At 72.4% G+C, this 19,742-nt stretch carries 20 protein-coding genes; 12 read left to right on the top strand and 8 right to left on the bottom strand.

Annotated elements, in window-relative coordinates:
• Positions 1-98 precede the first annotated feature (98 nt).
• The 4 genes from feoB to MNY62_RS07150 are packed head-to-tail and all read right to left on the bottom strand — an operon-like array spanning position 99 to position 3,643.
• Positions 99-2,312, bottom strand: coding sequence for a ferrous iron transport protein B (gene feoB / locus MNY62_RS07165; RefSeq protein ID WP_242343429.1), 2,214 nt, complete (start codon positions 2,310-2,312; stop codon positions 99-101).
• Positions 2,309-2,536, bottom strand: coding sequence for a FeoA family protein (locus tag MNY62_RS07160; RefSeq protein ID WP_242343428.1), 228 nt, complete (start codon positions 2,534-2,536; stop codon positions 2,309-2,311). Before MNY62_RS07160 ends, feoB begins: the two co-directional genes overlap by 4 nt.
• A gap of 5 nt (positions 2,537-2,541) precedes the next feature.
• A complete protein-coding gene (locus MNY62_RS07155; protein ID WP_242343427.1) occupies positions 2,542-2,817 on the bottom strand; it encodes a FeoA family protein in 276 nt (91 codons plus the stop codon).
• A 25-nt stretch (positions 2,818-2,842) separates the two neighbouring features.
• Positions 2,843-3,643, bottom strand: a complete 801-nt coding sequence (locus tag MNY62_RS07150) for a hypothetical protein (protein WP_242343426.1) — start codon at positions 3,641-3,643, stop codon at positions 2,843-2,845.
• A gap of 373 nt (positions 3,644-4,016) precedes the next feature.
• On the opposite strand from MNY62_RS07150, the gene MNY62_RS07145 reads away from it, so the two are divergent.
• From MNY62_RS07145 to MNY62_RS07135, 3 genes are all read left to right on the top strand, one after another.
• The gene (locus tag MNY62_RS07145) at positions 4,017-4,574 is read left to right on the top strand and encodes a class I SAM-dependent methyltransferase (protein ID WP_242343425.1); all 558 of its coding nucleotides are present in this window, start codon (positions 4,017-4,019) and stop codon (positions 4,572-4,574) included.
• 550 nt (positions 4,575-5,124) lie between these two features.
• A complete protein-coding gene (locus MNY62_RS07140; RefSeq protein WP_242343424.1) occupies positions 5,125-6,849 on the top strand; it encodes an acyl-CoA carboxylase subunit beta in 1,725 nt (574 codons plus the stop codon).
• Positions 6,850-6,892: 43 nt separating this feature from the next.
• Positions 6,893-9,868: an ATP-binding protein gene (locus tag MNY62_RS07135; RefSeq protein WP_242343423.1), complete on the top strand. Its 2,976-nt coding sequence runs from the start codon at positions 6,893-6,895 to the stop codon at positions 9,866-9,868.
• Positions 9,869-9,971: 103 nt separating this feature from the next.
• Here MNY62_RS07135 and MNY62_RS07130 read toward each other — a convergent pair whose 3' ends face one another.
• The gene (locus MNY62_RS07130) at positions 9,972-10,169 is read right to left on the bottom strand and encodes a hypothetical protein (RefSeq protein ID WP_242343422.1); all 198 of its coding nucleotides are present in this window, start codon (positions 10,167-10,169) and stop codon (positions 9,972-9,974) included.
• 337 nt (positions 10,170-10,506) lie between these two features.
• Between MNY62_RS07130 and MNY62_RS07125 the strand changes: the two genes are divergently transcribed.
• Both MNY62_RS07125 and MNY62_RS07120 read left to right on the top strand, forming a co-directional pair.
• On the top strand, positions 10,507-11,469 hold the full coding sequence (locus MNY62_RS07125; RefSeq protein WP_242343421.1) for a hypothetical protein: 963 nt from the start codon (positions 10,507-10,509) through the stop codon (positions 11,467-11,469).
• Positions 11,466-11,672 (top strand): hypothetical protein, encoded by a 207-nt coding sequence (locus MNY62_RS07120; RefSeq protein WP_242343420.1) that lies wholly within the window; start codon positions 11,466-11,468, stop codon positions 11,670-11,672. Before MNY62_RS07125 ends, MNY62_RS07120 begins: the two co-directional genes overlap by 4 nt.
• Before the next feature lie 63 nt (positions 11,673-11,735).
• Here the strand turns inward: MNY62_RS07120 and MNY62_RS07115 are convergent, their stop codons facing one another.
• Positions 11,736-11,996 carry a hypothetical protein gene (locus MNY62_RS07115; RefSeq protein WP_242343419.1) on the bottom strand — a complete coding sequence of 87 codons (261 nt, stop codon included), beginning with the start codon at positions 11,994-11,996 and terminating at the stop codon, positions 11,736-11,738.
• Positions 11,997-12,246: 250 nt separating this feature from the next.
• On the opposite strand from MNY62_RS07115, the gene MNY62_RS07110 reads away from it, so the two are divergent.
• Positions 12,247-12,444, top strand: a complete 198-nt coding sequence (locus MNY62_RS07110) for a hypothetical protein (protein WP_242343418.1) — start codon at positions 12,247-12,249, stop codon at positions 12,442-12,444.
• A gap of 32 nt (positions 12,445-12,476) precedes the next feature.
• Here MNY62_RS07110 and MNY62_RS07105 read toward each other — a convergent pair whose 3' ends face one another.
• Positions 12,477-13,259 (bottom strand): DUF169 domain-containing protein, encoded by a 783-nt coding sequence (locus MNY62_RS07105; RefSeq protein WP_242343417.1) that lies wholly within the window; start codon positions 13,257-13,259, stop codon positions 12,477-12,479.
• A 193-nt stretch (positions 13,260-13,452) separates the two neighbouring features.
• Here MNY62_RS07105 and MNY62_RS07100 point away from each other — a divergent pair, with 193 nt between their 5' ends.
• Complete coding sequence (locus tag MNY62_RS07100; RefSeq protein ID WP_242343416.1) at positions 13,453-13,644, top strand: hypothetical protein; 192 nt, start codon at positions 13,453-13,455, stop codon at positions 13,642-13,644.
• A 45-nt stretch (positions 13,645-13,689) separates the two neighbouring features.
• Here the strand turns inward: MNY62_RS07100 and MNY62_RS07095 are convergent, their stop codons facing one another.
• Positions 13,690-14,127: a universal stress protein gene (locus MNY62_RS07095; protein WP_242343415.1), complete on the bottom strand. Its 438-nt coding sequence runs from the start codon at positions 14,125-14,127 to the stop codon at positions 13,690-13,692.
• A gap of 183 nt (positions 14,128-14,310) precedes the next feature.
• Between MNY62_RS07095 and MNY62_RS07090 the strand changes: the two genes are divergently transcribed.
• The 5 genes from MNY62_RS07090 (at position 14,311) to fni (ending at position 19,741) form a co-directional block, all read left to right on the top strand.
• A complete protein-coding gene (locus MNY62_RS07090) occupies positions 14,311-15,777 on the top strand; it encodes a YhjD/YihY/BrkB family envelope integrity protein (RefSeq protein ID WP_242343414.1) in 1,467 nt (488 codons plus the stop codon).
• Between the two features lie 109 nt (positions 15,778-15,886).
• The gene (locus MNY62_RS07085; protein WP_242343413.1) at positions 15,887-16,123 is read left to right on the top strand and encodes a hypothetical protein; all 237 of its coding nucleotides are present in this window, start codon (positions 15,887-15,889) and stop codon (positions 16,121-16,123) included.
• A gap of 343 nt (positions 16,124-16,466) precedes the next feature.
• A complete protein-coding gene (gene hpnA / locus MNY62_RS07080) occupies positions 16,467-17,501 on the top strand; it encodes a hopanoid-associated sugar epimerase (protein ID WP_242343412.1) in 1,035 nt (344 codons plus the stop codon).
• Positions 17,486-18,496 (top strand): adenosyl-hopene transferase HpnH, encoded by a 1,011-nt coding sequence (gene hpnH / locus MNY62_RS07075; RefSeq protein ID WP_242343411.1) that lies wholly within the window; start codon positions 17,486-17,488, stop codon positions 18,494-18,496. Before hpnA ends, hpnH begins: the two co-directional genes overlap by 16 nt.
• A 198-nt stretch (positions 18,497-18,694) precedes the next feature.
• Positions 18,695-19,741, top strand: a complete 1,047-nt coding sequence (fni, locus tag MNY62_RS07070; protein ID WP_242343410.1) for a type 2 isopentenyl-diphosphate Delta-isomerase — start codon at positions 18,695-18,697, stop codon at positions 19,739-19,741.
• Position 19,742 lies beyond the last annotated feature (1 nt).

Here is a 19,742-nt window from a genome sequence, read left to right as displayed (position 1 = left end):
GTGGCAGGAGCCGCCGCCCTTCCAGAGCGAGCGGTAGAGGAGGTACAGCGCACCCGCGAGGACGAGCCCGGCGATGACGGCGTCGGCGAGCCCCATGGTCAGGCCCCCAGCCCGAGGAGCCGGCCGCCCTGGTAGATGAGGAGCGCCATCCCCCAGGCGAGCGCGGTCTGGTAGGCGAACGCGACGCCGAACCACTTCCAGCCGCCGAACTCCTGGCGCATCGCGATGGCGACCACCACGCAGGGCATGTAGAGCAGCACGAACACCATGAAGCCGAGCGCGGTGAGCGGTGTGAACGCGCCGCGCACGGCGTCCTTGAGCGGGGAGGGCGCCTCGTCGGCCTTGTCGATGGAGATGGAGGAGAGCCCCGCGGTGGAGACCACGTTCGAGAGCGCCTCCCGCGCCGCGCCCGCGAACGAGGTGCCGATCTCGCGCAGGTCCTCGGCGAACGTCGGCGCCTGCTCCTCGTGGGCGGGCTTCGGCGCGTAGATCTCCGACATCGTCCCGACCACGATCTCCTTGGCGATGACGCCGGTGATGAGCGAGGACGCCGCCTCCCAGGTCCCGAACCCGAGCGGCGCGAGCGCGGGCGCCATCACCTGGCCCGCCTTGCCGAGGTACGAGTCCTTCTTGTCCTGCACGCCCCACGGCAGGTTCAGCATGAACCAGACGATGACCGACACCGCGAGGATGTACGTGCCGGCCTTGGTGAGGAAGTGCTTCCCCTTCTCCCAGGTGTGGAGGCAGAGGCTGCGCAGGGACGGCATGCGGTAGGGCGGCAGCTCCATGATGAACGCGGGCGCCTCGCCGCGGAACAGCGTCTTCTTGAAGACGACGCCCATGGTGATCGCGAGCGCGATGCCGATGACGTACAGCGACCAGATCACCGTGCCGGGGCGGTTCGGGAAGAACACTCCGACGAAGAGCACGTACACCGGGAGCCGCGCGCCGCAGGACATGAGCGGGATGAGGAGCGCGGTGAGGATGCGGTCGCGCCCGCTCTCGAGCGTGCGGGTGGCGTAGACGCCCGGGACGTTGCAGCCGAAGCCGAGGACCATCGGGATGAACGACTTCCCGTGGAGCCCCATCGCGTGCATCGCCTTGTCCATCACGAAGGCGGCGCGGGCCATGTAGCCCGAGCCCTCGAGGAAGGTGATGAAGAACATCATCGCGAAGATGACGGGGACGAAGACGAGGACGAACCCGACGCCCGCGATGATCCCGTCGTTCACGAGCGACACCGTCCAGCCCGGCGCGCCGATCATCCCGAGCAGCGCCGCCGCCCAGCGCTTCACCGGCCCGCTCGTCATGGCGTCGATCCAGTCGCCGAACGGGGCGGAGAGATCGAAGGTGAGCTTGAAGACGATCCACATCGCGGCGAGGAAGATCGGGATCCCGAGGAAGCGGTTCAGGACCACGCGGTCGATCCGCTCGGTGAGCTCGGTCTTCTGGAGGCGCGGCTTCTCGAGCACCTCGCGGGTGAGCCCGGCCGCGAGGCCGTAGCGCGCCTCGGCGACGATCGCCTCGACGTCGTCGCCGTGGGCGGCGACGAGGTGCTCGAGCGGCCTCGCGACGAGCGCGCCCCGGTCGAGCGCGGTCTCCTCGAGCACGCGCGCGTCGCCCTCGATGAGCTTCAGCGCGAGCCAGCGGGCCGGGAAGTGCGCCGTGAGCTCGGGGTGGCGCTCCTCGAGCGCACGCGCCACGCCCCCGGTCGCGGCGTCGAGGTCCGGGCCGTACGAGAGCGGGGCGGGGGTCCGCACCTGGCGGCGATCGGCCGTGGCGACGACGGTCCCGAGCAGCTCGGCGAGGCCTTCCTTGCGCGTCGCCGAGGTCGGCACCACGGGCACGCCGAGCCGCGCCTCGATCCCGCGCACGTCGATGCGGTGGCCCTTCGCCTGCGCCTCGTCGTAGACGTTGAGCGCCATCACCACCGGGATGCCGAGCTCGAGGAGCTGCACCGTGAGGTACAGGTTCCGCTCGAGGTTCGTCGAGTCCACGACGTTCACGATGACGTCCGGCCGCTCGTGGGCGAGGTAGTCGCGCGCGACGATCTCCTCCTGCGAGTAGGGCGAGAGGGAGTAGGTCCCCGGCAGATCGACGAGCCGGATGCGCCGCCCCTCGTGCTCGAAGGCGGCCTCCTTCTTCTCGACCGTCACGCCGGGCCAGTTGCCGACGTGGAGGCGGCTGCCCGCGATCGCGTTGATGAGCGTCGACTTGCCTGAGTTCGGGTTGCCGGCGACGGCGACGGTGATGGTCCGCGCCGCCGCGGGGTGCGCCGCCGAGAACGGGGGGAGCTTCGGGGCCGCGCTCACGGCGTCACCTCCACCGCGATCCCCTCCGCCTCCTTCTTGCGGAGGGAGAGGTGGTAGCTGCGGATCCGCACCTCGATGGGATCTCCGAGCGGGGCGACCTTCTCCACCCGCACCTCCTCGCCGGGCAGGAGCCCCATGTCCATGAGCCGCCGCCGCATGGGACCGATCGCCCCGATCGCCGTGATGCGCCCCTTCTCGCCGGGCGCGAGCTTTGCCAGGTTCATGTCCGTCACCTCGTGACCTTGATCTTCATGGCGACGCCGCGATCGACCGCGATGCGCGACTCGTCCACCTTGACGAGCACCGGGCCCGCGCCGTTGCTGAGCATCACCACGCGCTTCCCGATGCGGAGGCCCATCTCCTCCGCACGCGCCTCGCACCCGCCGCGGGCGGCGACGGCGACGGCGACGATCTCCGCGGACTCTCCGTCGCCGAGGAGGCCGAGGGGCATCGCGGGGCGCGGCGGGGGCGATCCCTCCGCCGCGGTGCTGCTGGAACGAGGCATGTGGAGCGTTCTCCGACGGCGAGGGTCACATCGACTGCGTGAGCTGGAAGGTGAAGACCGGCAGGGCGCCGCCCTGCGAGACCGGGAAGAGCGCGCCGGCCATGAGCGCGCTGTTCTCCGCGAGCGCGACCTTCAAGGTCGGCCCCGCGGAGACCGCCACCTCGCCGGCGGCGACCTCGGACACCACCTCGGCGAGCGCGCGCCAGCGGGCCCCCAGCGCGATCGCGGCCGACGTGCCGAAGTGCAGGTGCGGCGACCAGGAGGAGACGCCGCTCGCGACGCTCGCGCTCGCGCGCAGCGCCACGCGGCCGAGCGCGCGGATGGCGCCGAGCCCGAGCCCGGCCTCCGACTCGTGGAGCGCGTGGGTCGAGCCGAAGAGGTCGAGCGAGGCGGAGAGGCCGGTCCGGTGCGCGTCGGGGGCGCGGAGGAGGAGCTTGAGCGACGCGCCGGGGGCCTCGAGCGCCACGGCGCCCCCGGTGCCGAGCCCCACGTCCGCGGTGAAGCCGACGCGCTCGCCGAGCCCCATCGCGAGCTGGACGCGCGGCGAGGCCTGCAGCGCGGCCTCCCCGCTGACGGGATCCGGCTCGCCCTCGGCGAGCGCCAGGGAGAGGTTCAGGTCGCGCCCGCCCGGAGGGAGCGTGTCGCAGAGGAAGAGCGCCTCGGCCACGACCTCGGGCTCCTCCGCGGCGGCGGGCGCGGCGTGGAGCTCGAGCTCCTGCGAGCGCGCGAGCAGCGGCGCGACGACGGCGAGCGCGGCGAGGACGAGGAGGGCGGCGCGGCGGTGGCGGCGGGAGCGCGGGGAGCAGCAGGAGGGCGTGGAGCTCATGTCGGTTCACCTCGGGCGGGAGCCTGCGTGCGGGCTCCGCTGGCGGGGCGCTGGGCTCGGGGTCCTCTGGCCACCAATCTTGCGAATCATTATCAACTTCGAGCCGGACGATACGCGGTCTCAGTGAGCCGATCAACGGACCCGCAGTGCGCGCAGCTTGATGGAGATCAAGACGGAGAGGCCAAGCGAGCCCCGCATCACGGGATCTTTCGCCGTGGGCGGGCCGTCAGCCTGCGCGGGGGACGGAAACGACGCGTCCCCGGACCCTGGATCGCTGCGGCGCAGCCTCATCCGGCTGTGCCTGCGCTCGCGCTGCCCACGAGCCCCAACGTCGCGCTTCCGGTGCCGCGCCGGATGGGCGATCCCGGAGGCCATGTCCCATCGCGTGTGCCCCTGGTGGCTCGGTTACCTGCTGGTGAACCCGTTCCGGCGGCTCGTCCAGAACCCGCTCGCGCTCCTGCGGCCGTACGTGGCGGAGGGGATGACGGTGCTCGAGCCCGGTCCGGGCATGGGCTTCTTCACGCTCGATCTCGCGAGGCTCGTCGGGCCCTCCGGGCGCGTCGTCGCGGTCGAGCTCCAGCCGAAGATGCTCGAGGCGCTCCGCCGTCGCGCCCGCCGCGCCGGCCTGGCCGAGCGGATCGACCTCCGGCTCGCCGACGCCGACACGCTCGGAGTCGAGGACCTCGCCGGCAAGGTCGACGTGGTGGTCGCGTTCGCGCTCGTGCACGAGCTGCCGAGCGCGGCGCGGTTCTTCGCCGAGGCCGCCGCGGCGCTCCGGCCCGGCGGAAGGCTCCTCCTGGGCGAGCCGAGCGGCCACGTCTCGGCGGCGGAGCTCGAGCGCGAGCTCGTCGCCGCCGCGGACGCCGGGCTCCTCGTCGCAGCCCGGCCAGAGGTCTGGCGAAGCCACGCGGCGGTGCTCGTGAAGGGCTGACGAGGCCGCTTCGCGTCGCGATCCCGACCGCAGAGGGCCACCGGCGACCCCGGCCGCGCGCTGGCGCAGCCTGGCGAGCTGCGAGGTCAGCTCGACGCGGCGGTCCTGGGGGACGGCGCCGCGCTTCGGGAACAGCGCGGCGACCGTGCGCACCTGCCCGGCGAGCCCTCGGTAGTCGGCCTCGCGAGCCGCCTGGAAGAGCGCGATCACCTGATCGTCGGAGAGGCCATCGATGAACCGCGCCTCGACGATGGAGGCCTCGCCGCCGCAGTTCTGCAGCAACTGCGTGATCGAGCCGGCGGGGGTGAAGAACGGCGGGGCCCACGCTCTGACGCGGTGCGGCGGTCCGCCTGCACCGGTCCACGAAGTGCCGCCCGGATTGCGCGATCGGGGGCGCAAAGCCTGCGAGACCCCTTGCCCGGGCGCGCGGGCCTTTGTGAGAATCACACACTTTTTCCGACGAAGCCCCGAGAGCGGTTCGCCGCCAGGCTGACCGGAGCGATCGGCACGCTTTGCACTCACACCCGTCGTTCAGAGGACCGAGCCGCCCATGGCCACGAAGGCGATCAAACCGATCCTGACGAACCCGCTCGATCCCGTCGAGAAGGTCGAGTTCAACATCCCCGGCGAGATCGCCCGCGAGACCGGCGGCTACGAGGAGGCGATGAAGGAGGGGCACGACCTCGTCCAGCGCCCCGTCCGCTCGGTCAGCATCGAGCAGATCGAGAAGCAGCACGCCAAGCGGCGCATGACGGTCTGGGAGCGGATCCGCGTCCTCACGGAGAAGGATCCGATCGTCCTCTACCAGAACTGGGGCAAGAACCTCGACGGCGCCTCGCTCGTCACGGCGGTGCTCAACATCAAGGGGCGTGACGTGGCCTGCTACGGCCACGACTTCACCGTGCGCGCGGGCTCGATGGACGCGACGAACGGCTCGAAGCTCGCGCGCCTCTTCCGGCTCGCGGGCGAGAAGGGCATGCCGCTCATCGGCATGAACGACAGCGCCGGCGCGTACGTGCCGGCCGGCGTCGGCGGCCTCGACGGCTACGCCGAGGCGTTCACCGCGCTGCGCAAGATCAGCGGCGTCGTGCCGTCCATCATGTGCATGTTCGGCTTCAACGCCGGCGGCGGCTCGTACCTGCCGCGCCAGGGCAGCTTCGTCATCCAGCCGAACGACACCTTCTTCGGCCTCACCGGCCCGGGCGTCGTGAAGTCGGTGCTCGGCGAGGACATCACGCCCGAGGAGCTGGGCGGCCCCAAGGTGCACGGCGCCTCCGGCGTGGCCGACCTCACGGTGGCGGACGAGCTCGCCGCGCTCCGCCAGTCGGTGCGTCTGCTCGCCTACCTCCCGGACAACAACGGCGTGGCCGCGCCGTTCCAGCCGACGAGCGATCCGCTCGACCGGAAGACCTGGGAGATCAACACGCTGCTCAAGAAGGCGTTCAACTCGCCGACCGGCTTCAACACGCCGTTCGACGTGTCGATCATCATCCAGCAGGTGTGCGACTACGGCGACTACTTCGAGATCCAGCCGGAGCGCGCCCGCGAGGTCGTGACCGCGTTCGGCCGGCTCGGCGGCAACGTCGTCGGCTTCGTCGCGAACAACAGCGCCGTCGGCTCCGGGCAGATCGACTGCGACACCGCGCTGAAGATCGCGAGGTTCGTGCGCTTCTGCAACATCTACAACATCCCCATCATCTTCATGGAGGACACGACCGGCTTCCTCCCCGGCCGCGAGCAGGAGGCGCGCGGCATCGTGCAGGCGGGCCGCTCGATGCTCGACGCGATCGTGGACGTGCGCACGCCGCGCATCCTCCTCATCCTGCGCAACGCCTTCGGCGGCGCGTACGCCTCGTACAACAACTACCCGACCGGCGCGGACCTCGTGCTCGCGCTCCCGACGACGCGGCTCGCGGTGATGGGGCCGGCGGGCAAGGAGTTCGTCTACAAGGACGAGCTGCGCAAGGTCCGCGGCGCGGCGGCCGAGATGGTGAAGAAGGGCGTCGAGCAGCGCACCGCCGCCGGCATGGAGGGCCCCGCCGCCAAGAAGGACGCGGAGAAGGAGGCGGCGGAGTGGCTGAAGCAGCAGGAGGCCGCGCTCAACCGGCGCTACGAGAAGGAGCTCATGAACCCGAAGGAAGGGCTCGCGCTCGGCTCCATCTCCTCGCTCGTGATGCCCACCGAGCTGCGCAAGGTGCTCGGCGAGAACATGGGCTTCCTGCTCCGCCACTACAAGCCGTCCCCGATGTCCGGCCCGCAGCGCGAGTTCCACTAGGTCCGCGGCTCGACCCCGAATCCAGACTGGAGACTTGAGACCGATGGCTCCGACCGCCGACTACTACAAGACGAACCCGCTCGTTCACCGCGACCGCCGCCTCGGCAAGGCGGGCTCCGCGTGGGTCCGCTCCTTCGCCTGCGAGGACCTGAAGCCGCTCATCGTCTGCCGCGGCCCGATCCGCAAGGAGGCGATGGACGTCTTCGAGGAGATGGGGATCCGCCACTACGGCATCCTCCTCTCCGAGAAGGACTCCATCGTCTACGCGAACGCGCTCGCCCCCGAGCTCCGCCAGCTCACCGACACGAGCCGCGTGCACCGGGTCCCGGACTACACCGGCGCGACGAAGGAGGAGCGCGTCGAGCGGATGAACCAGATCGTGCGGATCGCGCGCGACAACGGCTACGACTCGGTGTTCGCCGGCTACGGCTTCATGGCCGAGGACGAGGAGTTCGTCGCGACGATCGAGCGGGCGGGCCTCGAGTTCATCGGCCCGAACTCGGTGACGCAGGCGCGCGCCGGCAAGAAGGACGAGGCGAAGCGCACGGCGCTCGAGGTGGGCGTCTCCGTGACGCCCGGCGTGAACAACGTCACCGCGCGCACGCTCCTCACGAAGCACAAGACGCGCAAGGCGCTCCTCGCGCTCGTGGAGGCGGAGGAGCTCGGCTGTGATCCGAAGGTGCTCGCGAACGAGAAGCTCCCCCTCGAGGAGCTCGCCGACCACGTCCTCATGGCCTCCTACGCCAAGGGGATCGACCTCTACACCATCGACGAGCTCGGCTGGCAGGTGCAGCGCGAGGTCGCCGAGATGTTCAAGAAGCACCCCGGCACCCGCGTGCGCCTCAAGGCGATCGGCGGCGGCGGCGGCAAGGGGCAGCGCATCCTCGGGGGCGCGCTCCTGACCGCGAAGGCGGCCGACGCGAAGCTCATCGAGGAGGCGGCCGCCGAGGCCCCGACGCTCGTGCGCGAGGTGCTGAACGAGGTCAAGGCGACCGGCGTCGGCGACAACAAGAACGTCCTCATCGAGCTCAACATCGAGCAGACCCGCCACAACGAGATCCAGCTCCTCGGCAACGGGCGCTGGTGCGTGTCGCTCGGCGGCCGCGACTGCTCCCTGCAGATGCACGAGCAGAAGCTGCTCGAGATCTCCGTCACGCAGGAGGGGCTCGCCGCCGCCATCGCGCGGGCCGAGAAGGCGGGCCGCAAGGACGAGGCCCGCGCGCTCGCGACCGACCTCGAGATCCTGAAGCGGATGGAGGACGACGCCGCCCGCTTCGGCGCCGCCGTGGGGCTCGACTCCGCCTCGACGTTCGAGTGCATCGTCGACCGCGATCGCTACTACTTCATGGAGGTCAACACCCGCATCCAGGTCGAGCACCGGGTGACGGAGCTCTGCTACTCGCTGCGCTTCGCGAACCCGGACGACCCGAGCGACGCCTTCGTGGTCGAGTCGCTCGTCGAGGCGATGGCGCTCCTCGCGCGGCACAAGGAGCGGCTCCCGAAGCCCACGCGGATCCCGCGCTTCCCCGCCGCGGCCGAGGCGCGCCTCAACGCGACCGACGCCTCGCTCTCGCCGCACGCGGGCGGCCTCATCCGGTTCTGGTCGAAGCCCATCGAGGGCGAGATCCGCGATGACCAGGGCATCAGCATGCCGAACCCCGACACCGGCATGTTCATGCGCTACCACGTGGCGGGCGCGTACGACTCCAACATCGCGCTCCTCCTCACGAAGGGCGAGGACCGCCTCGACAGCTACCTCCACCTCGCCAAGGTGCTGCGCAAGACGAGCCTGCGCGGGGTGAACCTCGCGACGAACCTCGAGTTCCACTACGGCCTGGTCAACTGGTTCCTCGGCCAGAACGTCATGGCGAAGCCGACCACCCGCTTCGTCGTGCCGTACCTGACGCTCGTGGGGCTCCTCGCCGAGGAGGGGGGCAAGCTCGACACCGGGTTCGCCTTCGCCGAGATGAAGAAGCACTACGCGGCGCAGATCGCGAAGGAGAGCCCGGGCGACCCGTCGGTCACGAAGGCGATGGCGGAGGTGATCGACCGGAAGCTCACCCTGCTCACGCGCGTGATGGACCGGCTGCTCGAGGCGCCGCACCTCCTCGCCGGCTGGCTCAGCCTGAACCGCAAGCACTACCGGCTCGAGAAGGGCAAGGTGTTCTGGATCCGCAACCCGCTCGGCGTGCTCAACGACACGTACGAGTACCTGAACATGGGGTGGGATCCGAGGAAGCCGGCCGCCGAGGTGATCTGGCAGCACGATCACGAGCTGCTCCAGAAGTCGATCCGGTTCTACGTCGCGCTCAGGAAGACGTTCGGCCTCAAGAAGGAGGAGTTCTACAAGCTGAACGAGATCCTGAAGAGCGAGGCGCCGCAGGGCGGTTACGACGCCGAGACCTGGGCGCAGATCCGCGCCGCGCACCTCGGCTACGAGGCGGGCAACGAGCTGCTCGGGCTCCTCTTCATGGCCGCCGAGGCGGTGAAGTTCTTCGACTTCCGCGTCGAGGCGAACCTCGACGTCACGATCCCCGCGCACCTCAACGATCCGGAGCTCCAGGCGCGCATGAAGAAGGTGCTCGTCCCGCCGCCGGCGACGAAGGCCGACGAGCTCGTCGCGCCGTTCGGCGGGATGCTCTACCGGCAGGAGGCGCCGGGGAGGCCCCCGTTCGTCAGCGACGGCGTCCACTTCGAGAAGGGGCAGGCGCTCTACATCATCGAGGTCATGAAGATGTTCAACACGGTCCGCGCGCAGTTCTCGGGCACGATCGACAAGATCCTGATGACCGGGCCGGACGGGACGGTCGTCCAGAAGGGACAGCCGCTCTTCAAGATCACGCCGGACGAGAAGTTCGTCGCCGTCGATCCCAAGCAGATCGAGCGCGAGCGGCGCGCTCGCACGAGCGAGCTGCTCCAGGCGGTGCTCATGACGCCCTACGAGAAGCTGTACGACGTCGAGCCGCGCGAGGTGGAGATCGACCTCGTGCGCGCCGGGGACTACGTCCTCGCCGTCTAGCCGGGCGGGCCGTCCAGCCCGCGCGGCACCTCGGAGAGCCTCGCCCCATCGGGCGGGGCTCTTCTCTTTCCGTGATGCGGAGGCTCGCTCGGCCGGCTGCGCCTCAGTGGCGGCGGCGCCCTTCGCCCGCGACGAGCTCGAGCCGGCGCGCCTCCGCCGTCCCCGCGGCGCGCGCCCGGCTCTCGGTGCAGAAGCTCGCGAGCAGCTGGCCGTCGACGGTCACGCGCCAGAGGTGCGGATCCACGCGCTCGATCGCGACGAGATGCCCGCGAACGGACCGGGTGATGCGCGCGGCGCTCATCCGTGCTCCTTAGTCGCGCCGGGCGTGAAAAGCCCGTCCACGACGGGCCGGATCGCGGCGCGGGAACGCGGGGCTCGGACGTCGCTCCACGAGCGGTCAAGCCGGGTCGGTGCCGAGCGGGTCGGCGCTCGGGGCTTCACAGCGGAGGGCGCAGGGCGTACAAGAGACGCGCGCCGGCCGGATCGGGCGTAGCGACCGGAAACGAGCGAGCGCCCTCCTCGACGGCAGATCCCAAGACCGCGCTCTCCCGCTCTGCGACGCAGGCACCACCGCGTCGGGCGCGTTCGCGCGTCCTCTCGCGTCACACGAGCTTCAGGCTTCTTGCGAAAGGGCGTCGATGGCCGATCTGAAGGAAGGAATGCTGGTGCAGCACGCGTCGCTCGGGGTCGGCAAGGTCGTCGCCCTGGAGCCGAACGCGGTGCACGTCTTCTTCCCGGACAGCGAGAAGCGCTTCGCGGCGAAGCTCCGCCTGCCCGCGGCGAGGGCGCTGCTCTCGACCGACGGCCTCGAGCGCAACTCCTGGCTCGAGGGGCTCTCGTCCTTCGCGCTCGACGCCCAGAGCGGCCGCTACGCGCTCGCCGCGAACTTCCTCACCCACGAGGAGGCCGTCGCGGAGTTCCAGGCGCTCTACCCGCAGGGCTTCGCCGATCCCGCCTACGCCGCGAGCGGCAAGCGCGAGCGCGCGGCGCGGTGGCGCGCGGCGAGCGCCGCCTGGAAGGAGGCGTTCGCGAGCGGGGAGGGCGCCCGGCTCGCCGACGAGGGCGAGGTGGGCGAGCTCGTGAAGCGGATCGCGCGCAGCGCGCCGCTCTCGGCGCTGTTCGATCCCGTGCTCGAGGAGGACGGCATCGCGGAGGTGTTCGAGGACGAGGCCTCGGCCCGCAGCTTCTTCGACGCGCTGTTCAGCCTGCTCTCCGTCCCGGTCCCCGCGCGCGCCCGCTTCGACAAGCTCTTCGCGGCCGCCGCGGGGCTCGCCGTGGCGCCGGCCTCGAGCTGGGCGCTCGCCACCGCGTTCCCGCTCCTCGCCGACCCCTCCCGCCACGTGGTCCTCTGGCCCAAGTCGACGCGCGCCGCCGCGGAGCGGCTCGGCTGCGACCTGCGCTACGACGCGGCGCCCAACTGGGCGACCTACACGTCCTTGAGGGCGTTCGCGACGCAGCTCCGGGAGCGCCTCGCTCCCCTGGGCGCCCAGGACTTCGTGGATGTCGAGGTGTTCCTGAACGTCGTCGCTGCCGCGCGCCGCCCGCAGCCCGCGGCGGCTGCCGCCGACAGCGCGACCGCTCGCCCGAGGAGGACGCGGTGAACGACGGATTCAAGGATCTCAAGGGCCGCATCCGCAAGCTCGAGGAGCTGCTCGTCGCCCGCGGCCACGTCGACGTCGACTTCGCGCAGGCGGTGAGCCGGGTGCGGCGCGCGGTGCGCCACGGCGATCGGTCGCGCGAGCCGAGCCCGGAGCTGCGCGAGCTGCTCGAGCGCGCGGAGCTCCTCTCGCGCAGGATCGCCTGACGCGCCTGCCGCGCCACCGTCCGTCGGGCGGCGGGCGCTGGCCTCGGAGCTTTCCGGGTCGCGCTACGCGCTCGGAGCCCGGCGGAGCTGCGTCCGCATCTTCTTGAGCTTCCCCTGCGCGAGATCGAGCGCGTTGGCCGCCGCGCCGAGGGTGTCCTCGGCCGCCGTGGTCACCGTCTTCCGCGTGAGCCGGGCGAGCTTCTTCCCGGTGTCCTGCAGCACGCGGCCGAGCTCCTCCAGGTCTTGCGCGACCAGGTTCGAGGACCTGGCCGGCTTCCGGGACGCTCGCGCCGCGCTGCGGGTGGTCGTTCGCGTGGTCGCCATGTCGCTTCTCCTTCGCTCGCGAGCGTAGCGCTCCCGCTCGACGGCGCGGCGGGCGTCGCGGGGCACCACGAACGGCGGCGCCCGCGCGACCGTGGCCGCGGCCCCGTCCGCGCGGCGGCAGCTCCTGCCTCGGCGAGGCGAGCAGCCGCTCGATGCCTGCGGAGCCGGGCACTGGACGCTACAAGCATCCAAGGTGTGGCCGTCGCTCGGAGCCGTGGCTCCCTCCCCGGCCGCACGAAGGGAGACGGAGATGGAGCACCCCGAGAAGGCCAGGCTGATCCACCACTACGACCGGGAGCGTGCCGGCATCCTCTGCGGCATCGAGGACCGGACCGCGCACTGGACCACGCGCAGGACCGTCAACTGCCCGCGCTGCAGCGAGCTGCTTCGCGCGCGCGAGCAGCGGCCGTCCGCGCCGGAGGCGACGCACGCGGCCGACGCCGGCTGATCCGGCGCGCGGAACGCCGGCAGCGGCGAGGCCTACTGCTCGCCCGCGCGCCAGCGGCGCTCGAGCTCGACGTAGCTCGGCGGGAACGCCGGGTGCGCGCGCAGCGCGAACGTCGGGATGGGGTAGCGGATGCCCCCCCGGCTCGTTCCCTCGAGCCCGGCGACGATCGCCTCCGCCATCCCGAACGGGAACGTGAACGCCATCTCGTCGTCCGCGGCGAGGCCGAAGACGCGGTCGCCGTAGCAGGGCAGGATGAGCTGCGGCTCCTTCGTCTGGCGCGTGCGGATGACGATGTCGGCGCAGTCCCCACGCCCGGTGAACTCCGTCTTGAAGCTGCCGCCCTTCTCGTAGAGCGCGGCGTTCACGAGCCGGAGCACCTGGGCCGAGTTGCCGTAGACCACCACGGTCTCGGGCTCGAACGTCAAGCGGTCGAGCGGGCCGAGCGCCACCCCCGACACCTCGTTAGGAGCGAAGCGCGGCAGCGCCGACTCGAACGCCGCGCCCGCCTCCTGGCACGACGCGTACATCCCCTCGGCGAGCGAGCCGCGCTCGTAGTATGGGATGCGGTCCTCGAAGCCGAACGCCGCCTTGGCGATGGGGCAGGCGAGATCCTCACCGCTGAAGGCGATCGTCCAGCCGTAGCGCCGCGCGAGCGCGACGCACTGGCAGATCGCGACCTGCGCGCCGAGGTCCTTCGACGGCCGCCTGGCCTTCGCGGGCATCGGCTCGCCGGGCGCGAGCGGGCGGATGCCGACCGGGAAGGTGGCGACGCGGAGGTGCTTCTCGAGGTGTTTCGCGAGCGTGGGGGCGTCCATGGCGGGCTCCTCGGTCTCGTGGGGCGTACCGCAAGATGCCACGCCCCGGGGGCGCCACTCGACGCTCCGCGAGGGACGAGCGGACCGCCTGGCCTCTGCAGACCCCGCCGTCGCGCGTTACAACCCCTGGCAAGCGGGCCCGGTGCTGGGGCGGTCGGTCCCTCACCCGGCCCGCGGGTTCGACGGAGCTTCAATGGAGCAGCACGAGCAGAAGAAGATCGTCCACTACTACGACCGCGACCTGCACCGGATCCTGTGCGGCGTCGTGGACCCCGGGGCGCACTGGACCATCCGAAGCCGGGTGAACTGCGCGCTCTGCAGCGCGCTCCTCCGCGAGCGCCGGCTGCCGGCCGCCGCCCACGCGGCCGTCGCGACGGACGCCTGAGCGGGCGAGGCGCCGCGAGGCGGTGACGGCTGACGGGCGCGCGCGTCAGGAGGGGATGCGCGATCGCACCGTCAGCACCGGGATCGGCGAGAGACGCACGACGCGCTCGGCGACGCTGCCCATGAACGCGTGGGCGAAGCCGCGACGTCCGTGGGTGCCCACCACGACGAGGTCCGCGCCCACCTCGGCCGCGGCCGCGAGGATCTGCTCCCACGGCGCGCCGACCCTCACGGCGCCCTTCACCCCGGGGCACACGTCGCGAACCGACTTGAGCAGCTCCTCGAGCTTCGTCTCCGCCAGGTCGGTGATGGGCGTCACGAGGTCGACCGGGGCGGCGAACTCGGTGTAGGTCGGGACCTCGGCGACGTGCGCGACCGTCAGCCGGGCGCCGGAGTCGCGGGCGATCGTGCACGCCATCTCGAGCGCTCGCCCCGAGGCCTCGCTGAAGTCGGTCGCCGCGAGGACATGCTTGAACGTGGCCATGGCTCCCCTCGTTTCCAGCGCGATCTTCCTCCCGCGTCGCCGGCGATGGATCGCCCTCGGGTGGCGAAAAGAAGGGGTGCCCTCGCCGTCGCGGCCCGGCCGGGCGTGCGGGCGTCCCCCGAGCGGCCGGGGCGGTGATCGCCCGGCGCGGCGCGGTCCGCCGGGGCGAAGGATCATGGGGGAGTGACCGGCGTCGCCACGCACCCCCTCGACCGCCTGCGCGAGTTCTTCGCGGTCCGCATCTGGGACGTCCGCCCGGCGGAGCTGCCCCGGGCGAAGGCCGCGCTCTTCCGCGCGAGCCGGCTCGCCTACTCCACGGTCCGCGGGTTCTTCGAGAACCGGCTCACCGTCCGCGCCGCCGCGCTCACCTACTACAGCGTGCTCTCGGTGGTGCCGTTCCTCGCGTTCGCGTTCGCGGTGCTGAAGGGGTTCGGCGCCTACCGGGCCTTCGTCGACGGCTTCGTCCGGCCCTACCTCGCGGACACGTTCGGACCCAACCCGGCGCTGTTCCAGGCGAGCGAGCGGATCCTCGAGTTCGTCGATCGGACCGACGTGTCGCGCCTCGGCGCGGTGGGGCTCGTCGTCCTCGTCTACACGAGCGTGTCGCTCGTCTCGAGCATCGAGGTGGCGCTCAACGACGTCTTCGGCGTGAAGACGACCCGCCCGTTCCTGCGCCAGATCACCGACTACGTCACGCTCCTCGTGACGACCCCGATCCTGGTCTTCGCGGCGGCGACGCTGTCGACCGCGGCGCAGAGCTCGAGCGTCGTCGTGTTCCTGCGCGAGCGGCTGGGGCTCGGCCCCGCGATCGACTTCGCGCTCGGCTTCACCCCGGTGGCGGTGGTGGCCCTCGCGCTCTTCGCGATGTACGTGATCCTCCCCAACGTGCGGGTCCGCCCGCTGTCGGCGCTCCTCGGGGCGGTGCTCGCCGCGATCGGCTGGCAGGGCTCCCTCGTCCTGCACGTGCAGCTGCAGATGGGCGTCGCGAACTACAACGCGCTCTACTCGGTCCTCGGCGCGATCCCGATCTTCCTCGTCTGGACCTACGTCTCCTGGCTCATCGTGCTCGTCGGCGCGGAGACCGCGGCGAGCCATCAGAACGAGCAGGTCGTGCGGGAGCGGCTGCGAGGCCAGCGCGCGGACCAGGCGCTGAAGGAGGTGCTGGCGGTCGCCACCGCCGCGCAGGTCGCCCGCGACTATCTCGCCGGCGCGACGCGGCGCACGCCCGCCGAGCTCGCCCAGCTCCTCGAGGTCCCGCCGGCGGAGGTCGAGGAGATCCTCGAGGCGCTCGCGCGCGCCGGGCTCCTCGTCCGCACCGTCGCTGGCCCCCGCGTCGGCTACGTCCCCGGACGCGACGTCGACGCCGTGCGCGTGAGCGACCTGCGCGAGGCGCTCCGCCGCGAGCCGCGCGCCGACGACGTGCGCGCCGCGGTCCTGCGCCGCCTCGGGGCCGAGCTGCAGCGGCTCCTCCATGCAGCGGAGGAGGAGCGCCGCTCCTCGCCGCACAACGCCACGCTGCGCGAGCTCGCCGCCCTCGCGCGCGAGCCCGCGCCGAGCGGCGTGGACGGCGCGGGGGCAGGGCGCCCCGGCGGACCAGCCGGCGATCGCCCCGAGGTGCTCGACGCGAAGCAGCCGGAGACGCCGGCGTAAACGTTCGCTCGAGCGCGCGGTACCCGCGTGACCTTCGGGGAGACGGTCTGCCGCCCAGGCGGATCCGGACCGGCACGTCCGATGCTTTGGAGACCCCTCGGAGGAGATCATGGCCAGGCGGGCGACCGAGTGGGTGATGCTGCGGATCCGGTGCTGCCGATGCGGACGCGTCGATCGCTTCGTCGCGCCCGGAGCCTCCGCCTTCACGCTGGCGGACCGGCTGATGCTCGCACCGTGCGCGGGCACCTCCGGGCGCGCAGCGCCGTGCAACAGCCGCGATCGCCGGCTCGACGTCCGCCCCGCGGTGGCCGCCGAGCGCCACGGCGCTGCCGCCCTTCCGGGCTGAGGCTGCCCGTCCCGCCGGCACCCCCCTCATCACCGCGAGCGCGCCTCTCGTCGTTCCTCGTGACGCGCGCGCGAGCGCACGAGCCCTCGAGGGCGAGGCCCGCACGGGGCTCCGCACGCTACTGACGGTCGCACTCTTTCGCGCGACCGCATCCGGACGACCCTGGATCCGTTGCGCGATCGGCGGGGGGTACGAATCCTACACGCCTCACGATGGGTGGGAGGTTCACTCTCGGGCGAACGCGCCTCACGGCGCGCTGCGAGGCGGAATGGCGGGACTGCGCGACGGGATCGACTCACCGGAAGATCCGGCGCCCGGGGGGCGCGAGCCGCCGCCGCGCAGAATGATGACCGGCCGTGCGCTCGTGACGGGCGCGACCGGCTTCGTCGGGGCGAACGTCGTGCGGCTCCTCCTCGAGCGCGGCGCGGAGGTGCGCGTGCTCGTGAGGCCCGGCTCGCCGCGCACCAACGTCGACGGACTTCCGGTCGAGCTCGCCCTGGGGGACCTGCGCGACCGCGACGCGGTGCGGCGCGCGGTGCGCGGTTGCCGCAGAGTGTTCCACGTCGCGGCGGACTACCGCTTCTGGGCCCGCGACCCGCGCGAGCTGTACGCCTCGAACGTGGACGGCACGGTGCACGTCATGGACGCGTGCCTCGCCGAAGGCGTCGAGCGCGTCGTGCACACCTCCACGGTCGGGACCGTCGGGCTCTCCGCGCTCCCCACCCCCTGCGACGAGACGACGCCTCTCGCGCGCGGCCAGCTCACGAGCCACTACAAGCGCTCGAAGCTCGCCGGGGAGCGGGCGGCGCTCGCCTACGTCGCGCGCGGGCTCGCGGTGGTGGTGGTGAACCCGTCCGCCCCGGTCGGCGCGTGGGACGTGAAGCCGACCCCGACCGGGCGGATCCTCGTGGACTTCGCGCGGGGGCGGCTCCCGGCCTTCGTCGACACGGGCCTCAACGTGGTGCACGCGCGCGACGTCGCGGAGGGCCACCTCCTCGCGGCGGAGCGCGGGCGCGTCGGCGAGCGCTACATCCTCGGCCACCGGAACATGACGCTCGCCGAGATCCTCGCCGAGGTCGGCGCGATCCTCGGCCGCCCGGCGCCGCGCGTGCGCCTCCCCTACCTCGCCGCGCTCGCGGTCGGCGCCCTCGACACGGCGGTGTCGCGCCTCGTCACGCACCGGCCGCCGTCGGTCGCGCTCGAGGCGGTGCGCATGGCCCGCCGGCGAATGTTCTTCGACGCCGCCAAGGCGGTGCGCGAGCTCGGGCTGCCGCAGACGCCCGTGCGGATCGCCTTCGAGGACGCGCTCGCGTGGTTCGGGGAGCGGGGCTACCTCCCCCGCTCCGGGGAGGGGAAGGCGGCATGGGCATCCCGCTGAAGCAGGCACTCACGGTCGGCAGGTACATCGTCGCCCAGCGGCTGCGCGGTCGGACGCGCTACCCGCTCGTGCTGATGCTGGAGCCGCTCTTCCGCTGCAACCTCGAGTGCGCCGGGTGCGGGAAGATCCAGCACCCCGACCCCGTGCTGCGGAGCTCGCTCACGCCCGAGCAGTGCTGGGCGGCGTCCGACGAGTGCGGCGCGCCCGTCGTGAGCATCGCCGGCGGCGAGCCGCTCCTGCACCCGGAGATCGCCCGCGTCGCGCGCGGGCTCGTCGACCGGGGCCGGTTCGTCTACCTGTGCACGAACGCGATCCTGCTCGAGAAGAAGCTCGCGCTCTTCGAGCCCCACGAGCGGCTGACGTTCAACGTGCACCTCGACGGCGTGGAGGCGCGCCACGACGCGTCGGTGCAGCGCGCGGGCGTGCACCGGACCGCGGTCGCGGTGATCCGCGCGGCGCGGGCGCGCGGCTTCCGCGTCACCACCAACTCGACCCTCTTCGTCGGCCAGGACCCGGAGGAGGTGCACCGGTTCTTCGACGAGGTGATGGCGCTCGGGGTGGAGGGGATGACCGTCTCCCCCGGCTACGGCTACGAGCGGGCGCCGGACCAGCAGCACTTCCTGCGCCGTGACGAGACGCGCGCGCTCTTCCGCCGCGTGCTCGCGCCCGCGCGCGAGCGCGGCTGGCGCTTCAACCACTCGCCGTTCTACCTCGACTTCCTCGCCGGCCTCCGCGACTACCAGTGCACGCCGTGGGGCAGCCCGAACTACAGCGTCCTCGGCTGGCAGCGCCCCTGCTACCTGTTCGCGGAGGGCGGCCACGCGAAGACCTTCGCGGAGCTCATGGAGACCACCGAGTGGGAGCGCTTCGGGGCCGGGCGCCACCCGCGCTGCGCGGACTGCATGGTGCACTCGGGCTACGAGCCCTCCGCCGTGCAGGACTCGATGGCGACCGTCGGGAACGTCGTCCGCTCCGTGCGGTCGCTCATGCGCTGAGGGATCATGGTCTGGGAGCAGCCGACGAGCGAAGCGAGTCCGCCGGGGCGCCATCGCGTTCGCGGCGAAGCCGCGCGCGTTGGCGCACGGGACCCGGCTGACGGGGTGGGGCGTCAGTCGGTCGCGCGCACGAGCGCGCCGAGCTTGGCTCGGCGGGGCGGGGGCGCAGCCCCCGTCAGAACCTGAGGGAGGTTGCGGATGTCCATCGCCGAGCGGAAGGACAGTCACCTCGCCCTGTGCCTCTCGGAGGAGGTCGAGCTCCCGGGCGGCGACGCGACCGGGTTCGCCGCGCTGCGCTTCGATCACGACGCGCTGCCGGAGGTGGATCTCGCGGCGGTGCGGACGGACGTGGAGCTCCTCGGGAAGAAGCTCGCCGCGCCCATCGTGGTCGGCGCGATGACGGGGGGGACGCCGCGCGCGGGCGAGGTGAACCGGCGCCTCGCGCGCGCCGCGGAGCGCTGCGGCGTCGCGTTCGCGCTCGGGTCGCAGCGGCGCATGCTCCAGGACCCGGCCAGCCGCGACAGCTACGCGGTGCGCGAGGCCGCGCCGGACCTGCGGCTCCTCTTCGGGAACCTCGGCGCGGTGCAGCTCAACCTCGGCGTGGGCGTCCCGGAGGTGAGGCGGCTCGTCTCCGAGGTCGGCTGCGACGCGTTCAACTTCCACCTGAACCCGCTCCAGGAGGCGATCCAGCCCGAGGGCGACACCCGCTTCGCCGCGCTCGCGCCGAGGCTCGCCGCGGTGATCCCGGAGCTCTCCGTGCCCGTGCTGCTGAAGGAGGTCGGGGCGGGGATCTCCCGCACGACGGCGCGGAAGATCGCCGCCCTGCCCGTGGCGGGGGTGGAGACCGGCGGCCTGGGAGGGACCTCCTGGGCCAGGGTCGAGAGCCTGCGCGCGGGCGATCCCGCGCGGAAGAGCCTCGGCGAGACCTTCGCGCGCTGGGGCGTCCCGACCGTCGAGAGCATCGCCGCCTGCCGCGCGGCGCTCCCGGATCGGGTGGTCATCGCCTCCGGCGGCATCCGGAACGGGATCGAGATCGCGAAGGCGCTCGCGCTCGGGGCCGACGCGGTGGCGCTCGCGCTGCCGCTCCTGCGCGCCGCGGAGCGGTCCTCCGAGGCGGCGGCCGAGGAGCTCGAGCGGCTCGTCCAGGAGCTGCGGCTCGCCATGTTCCTCACCGGCTGCACGCGCGTCGCCGAGCTGCGCGACCGCCCGCTCTCCCGCGCCCGCGATCTCACGGCGTTCCCCTGAC

It is taken from the genome of Anaeromyxobacter terrae (genome assembly GCF_022690685.1).
GTDB classification, from domain to species: domain Bacteria; phylum Myxococcota; class Myxococcia; order Myxococcales; family Anaeromyxobacteraceae; genus Anaeromyxobacter; species Anaeromyxobacter terrae.
Note: the sequence above shows the minus strand (reverse complement) of the source record. Positions and strands in the feature narration are given on the sequence as shown.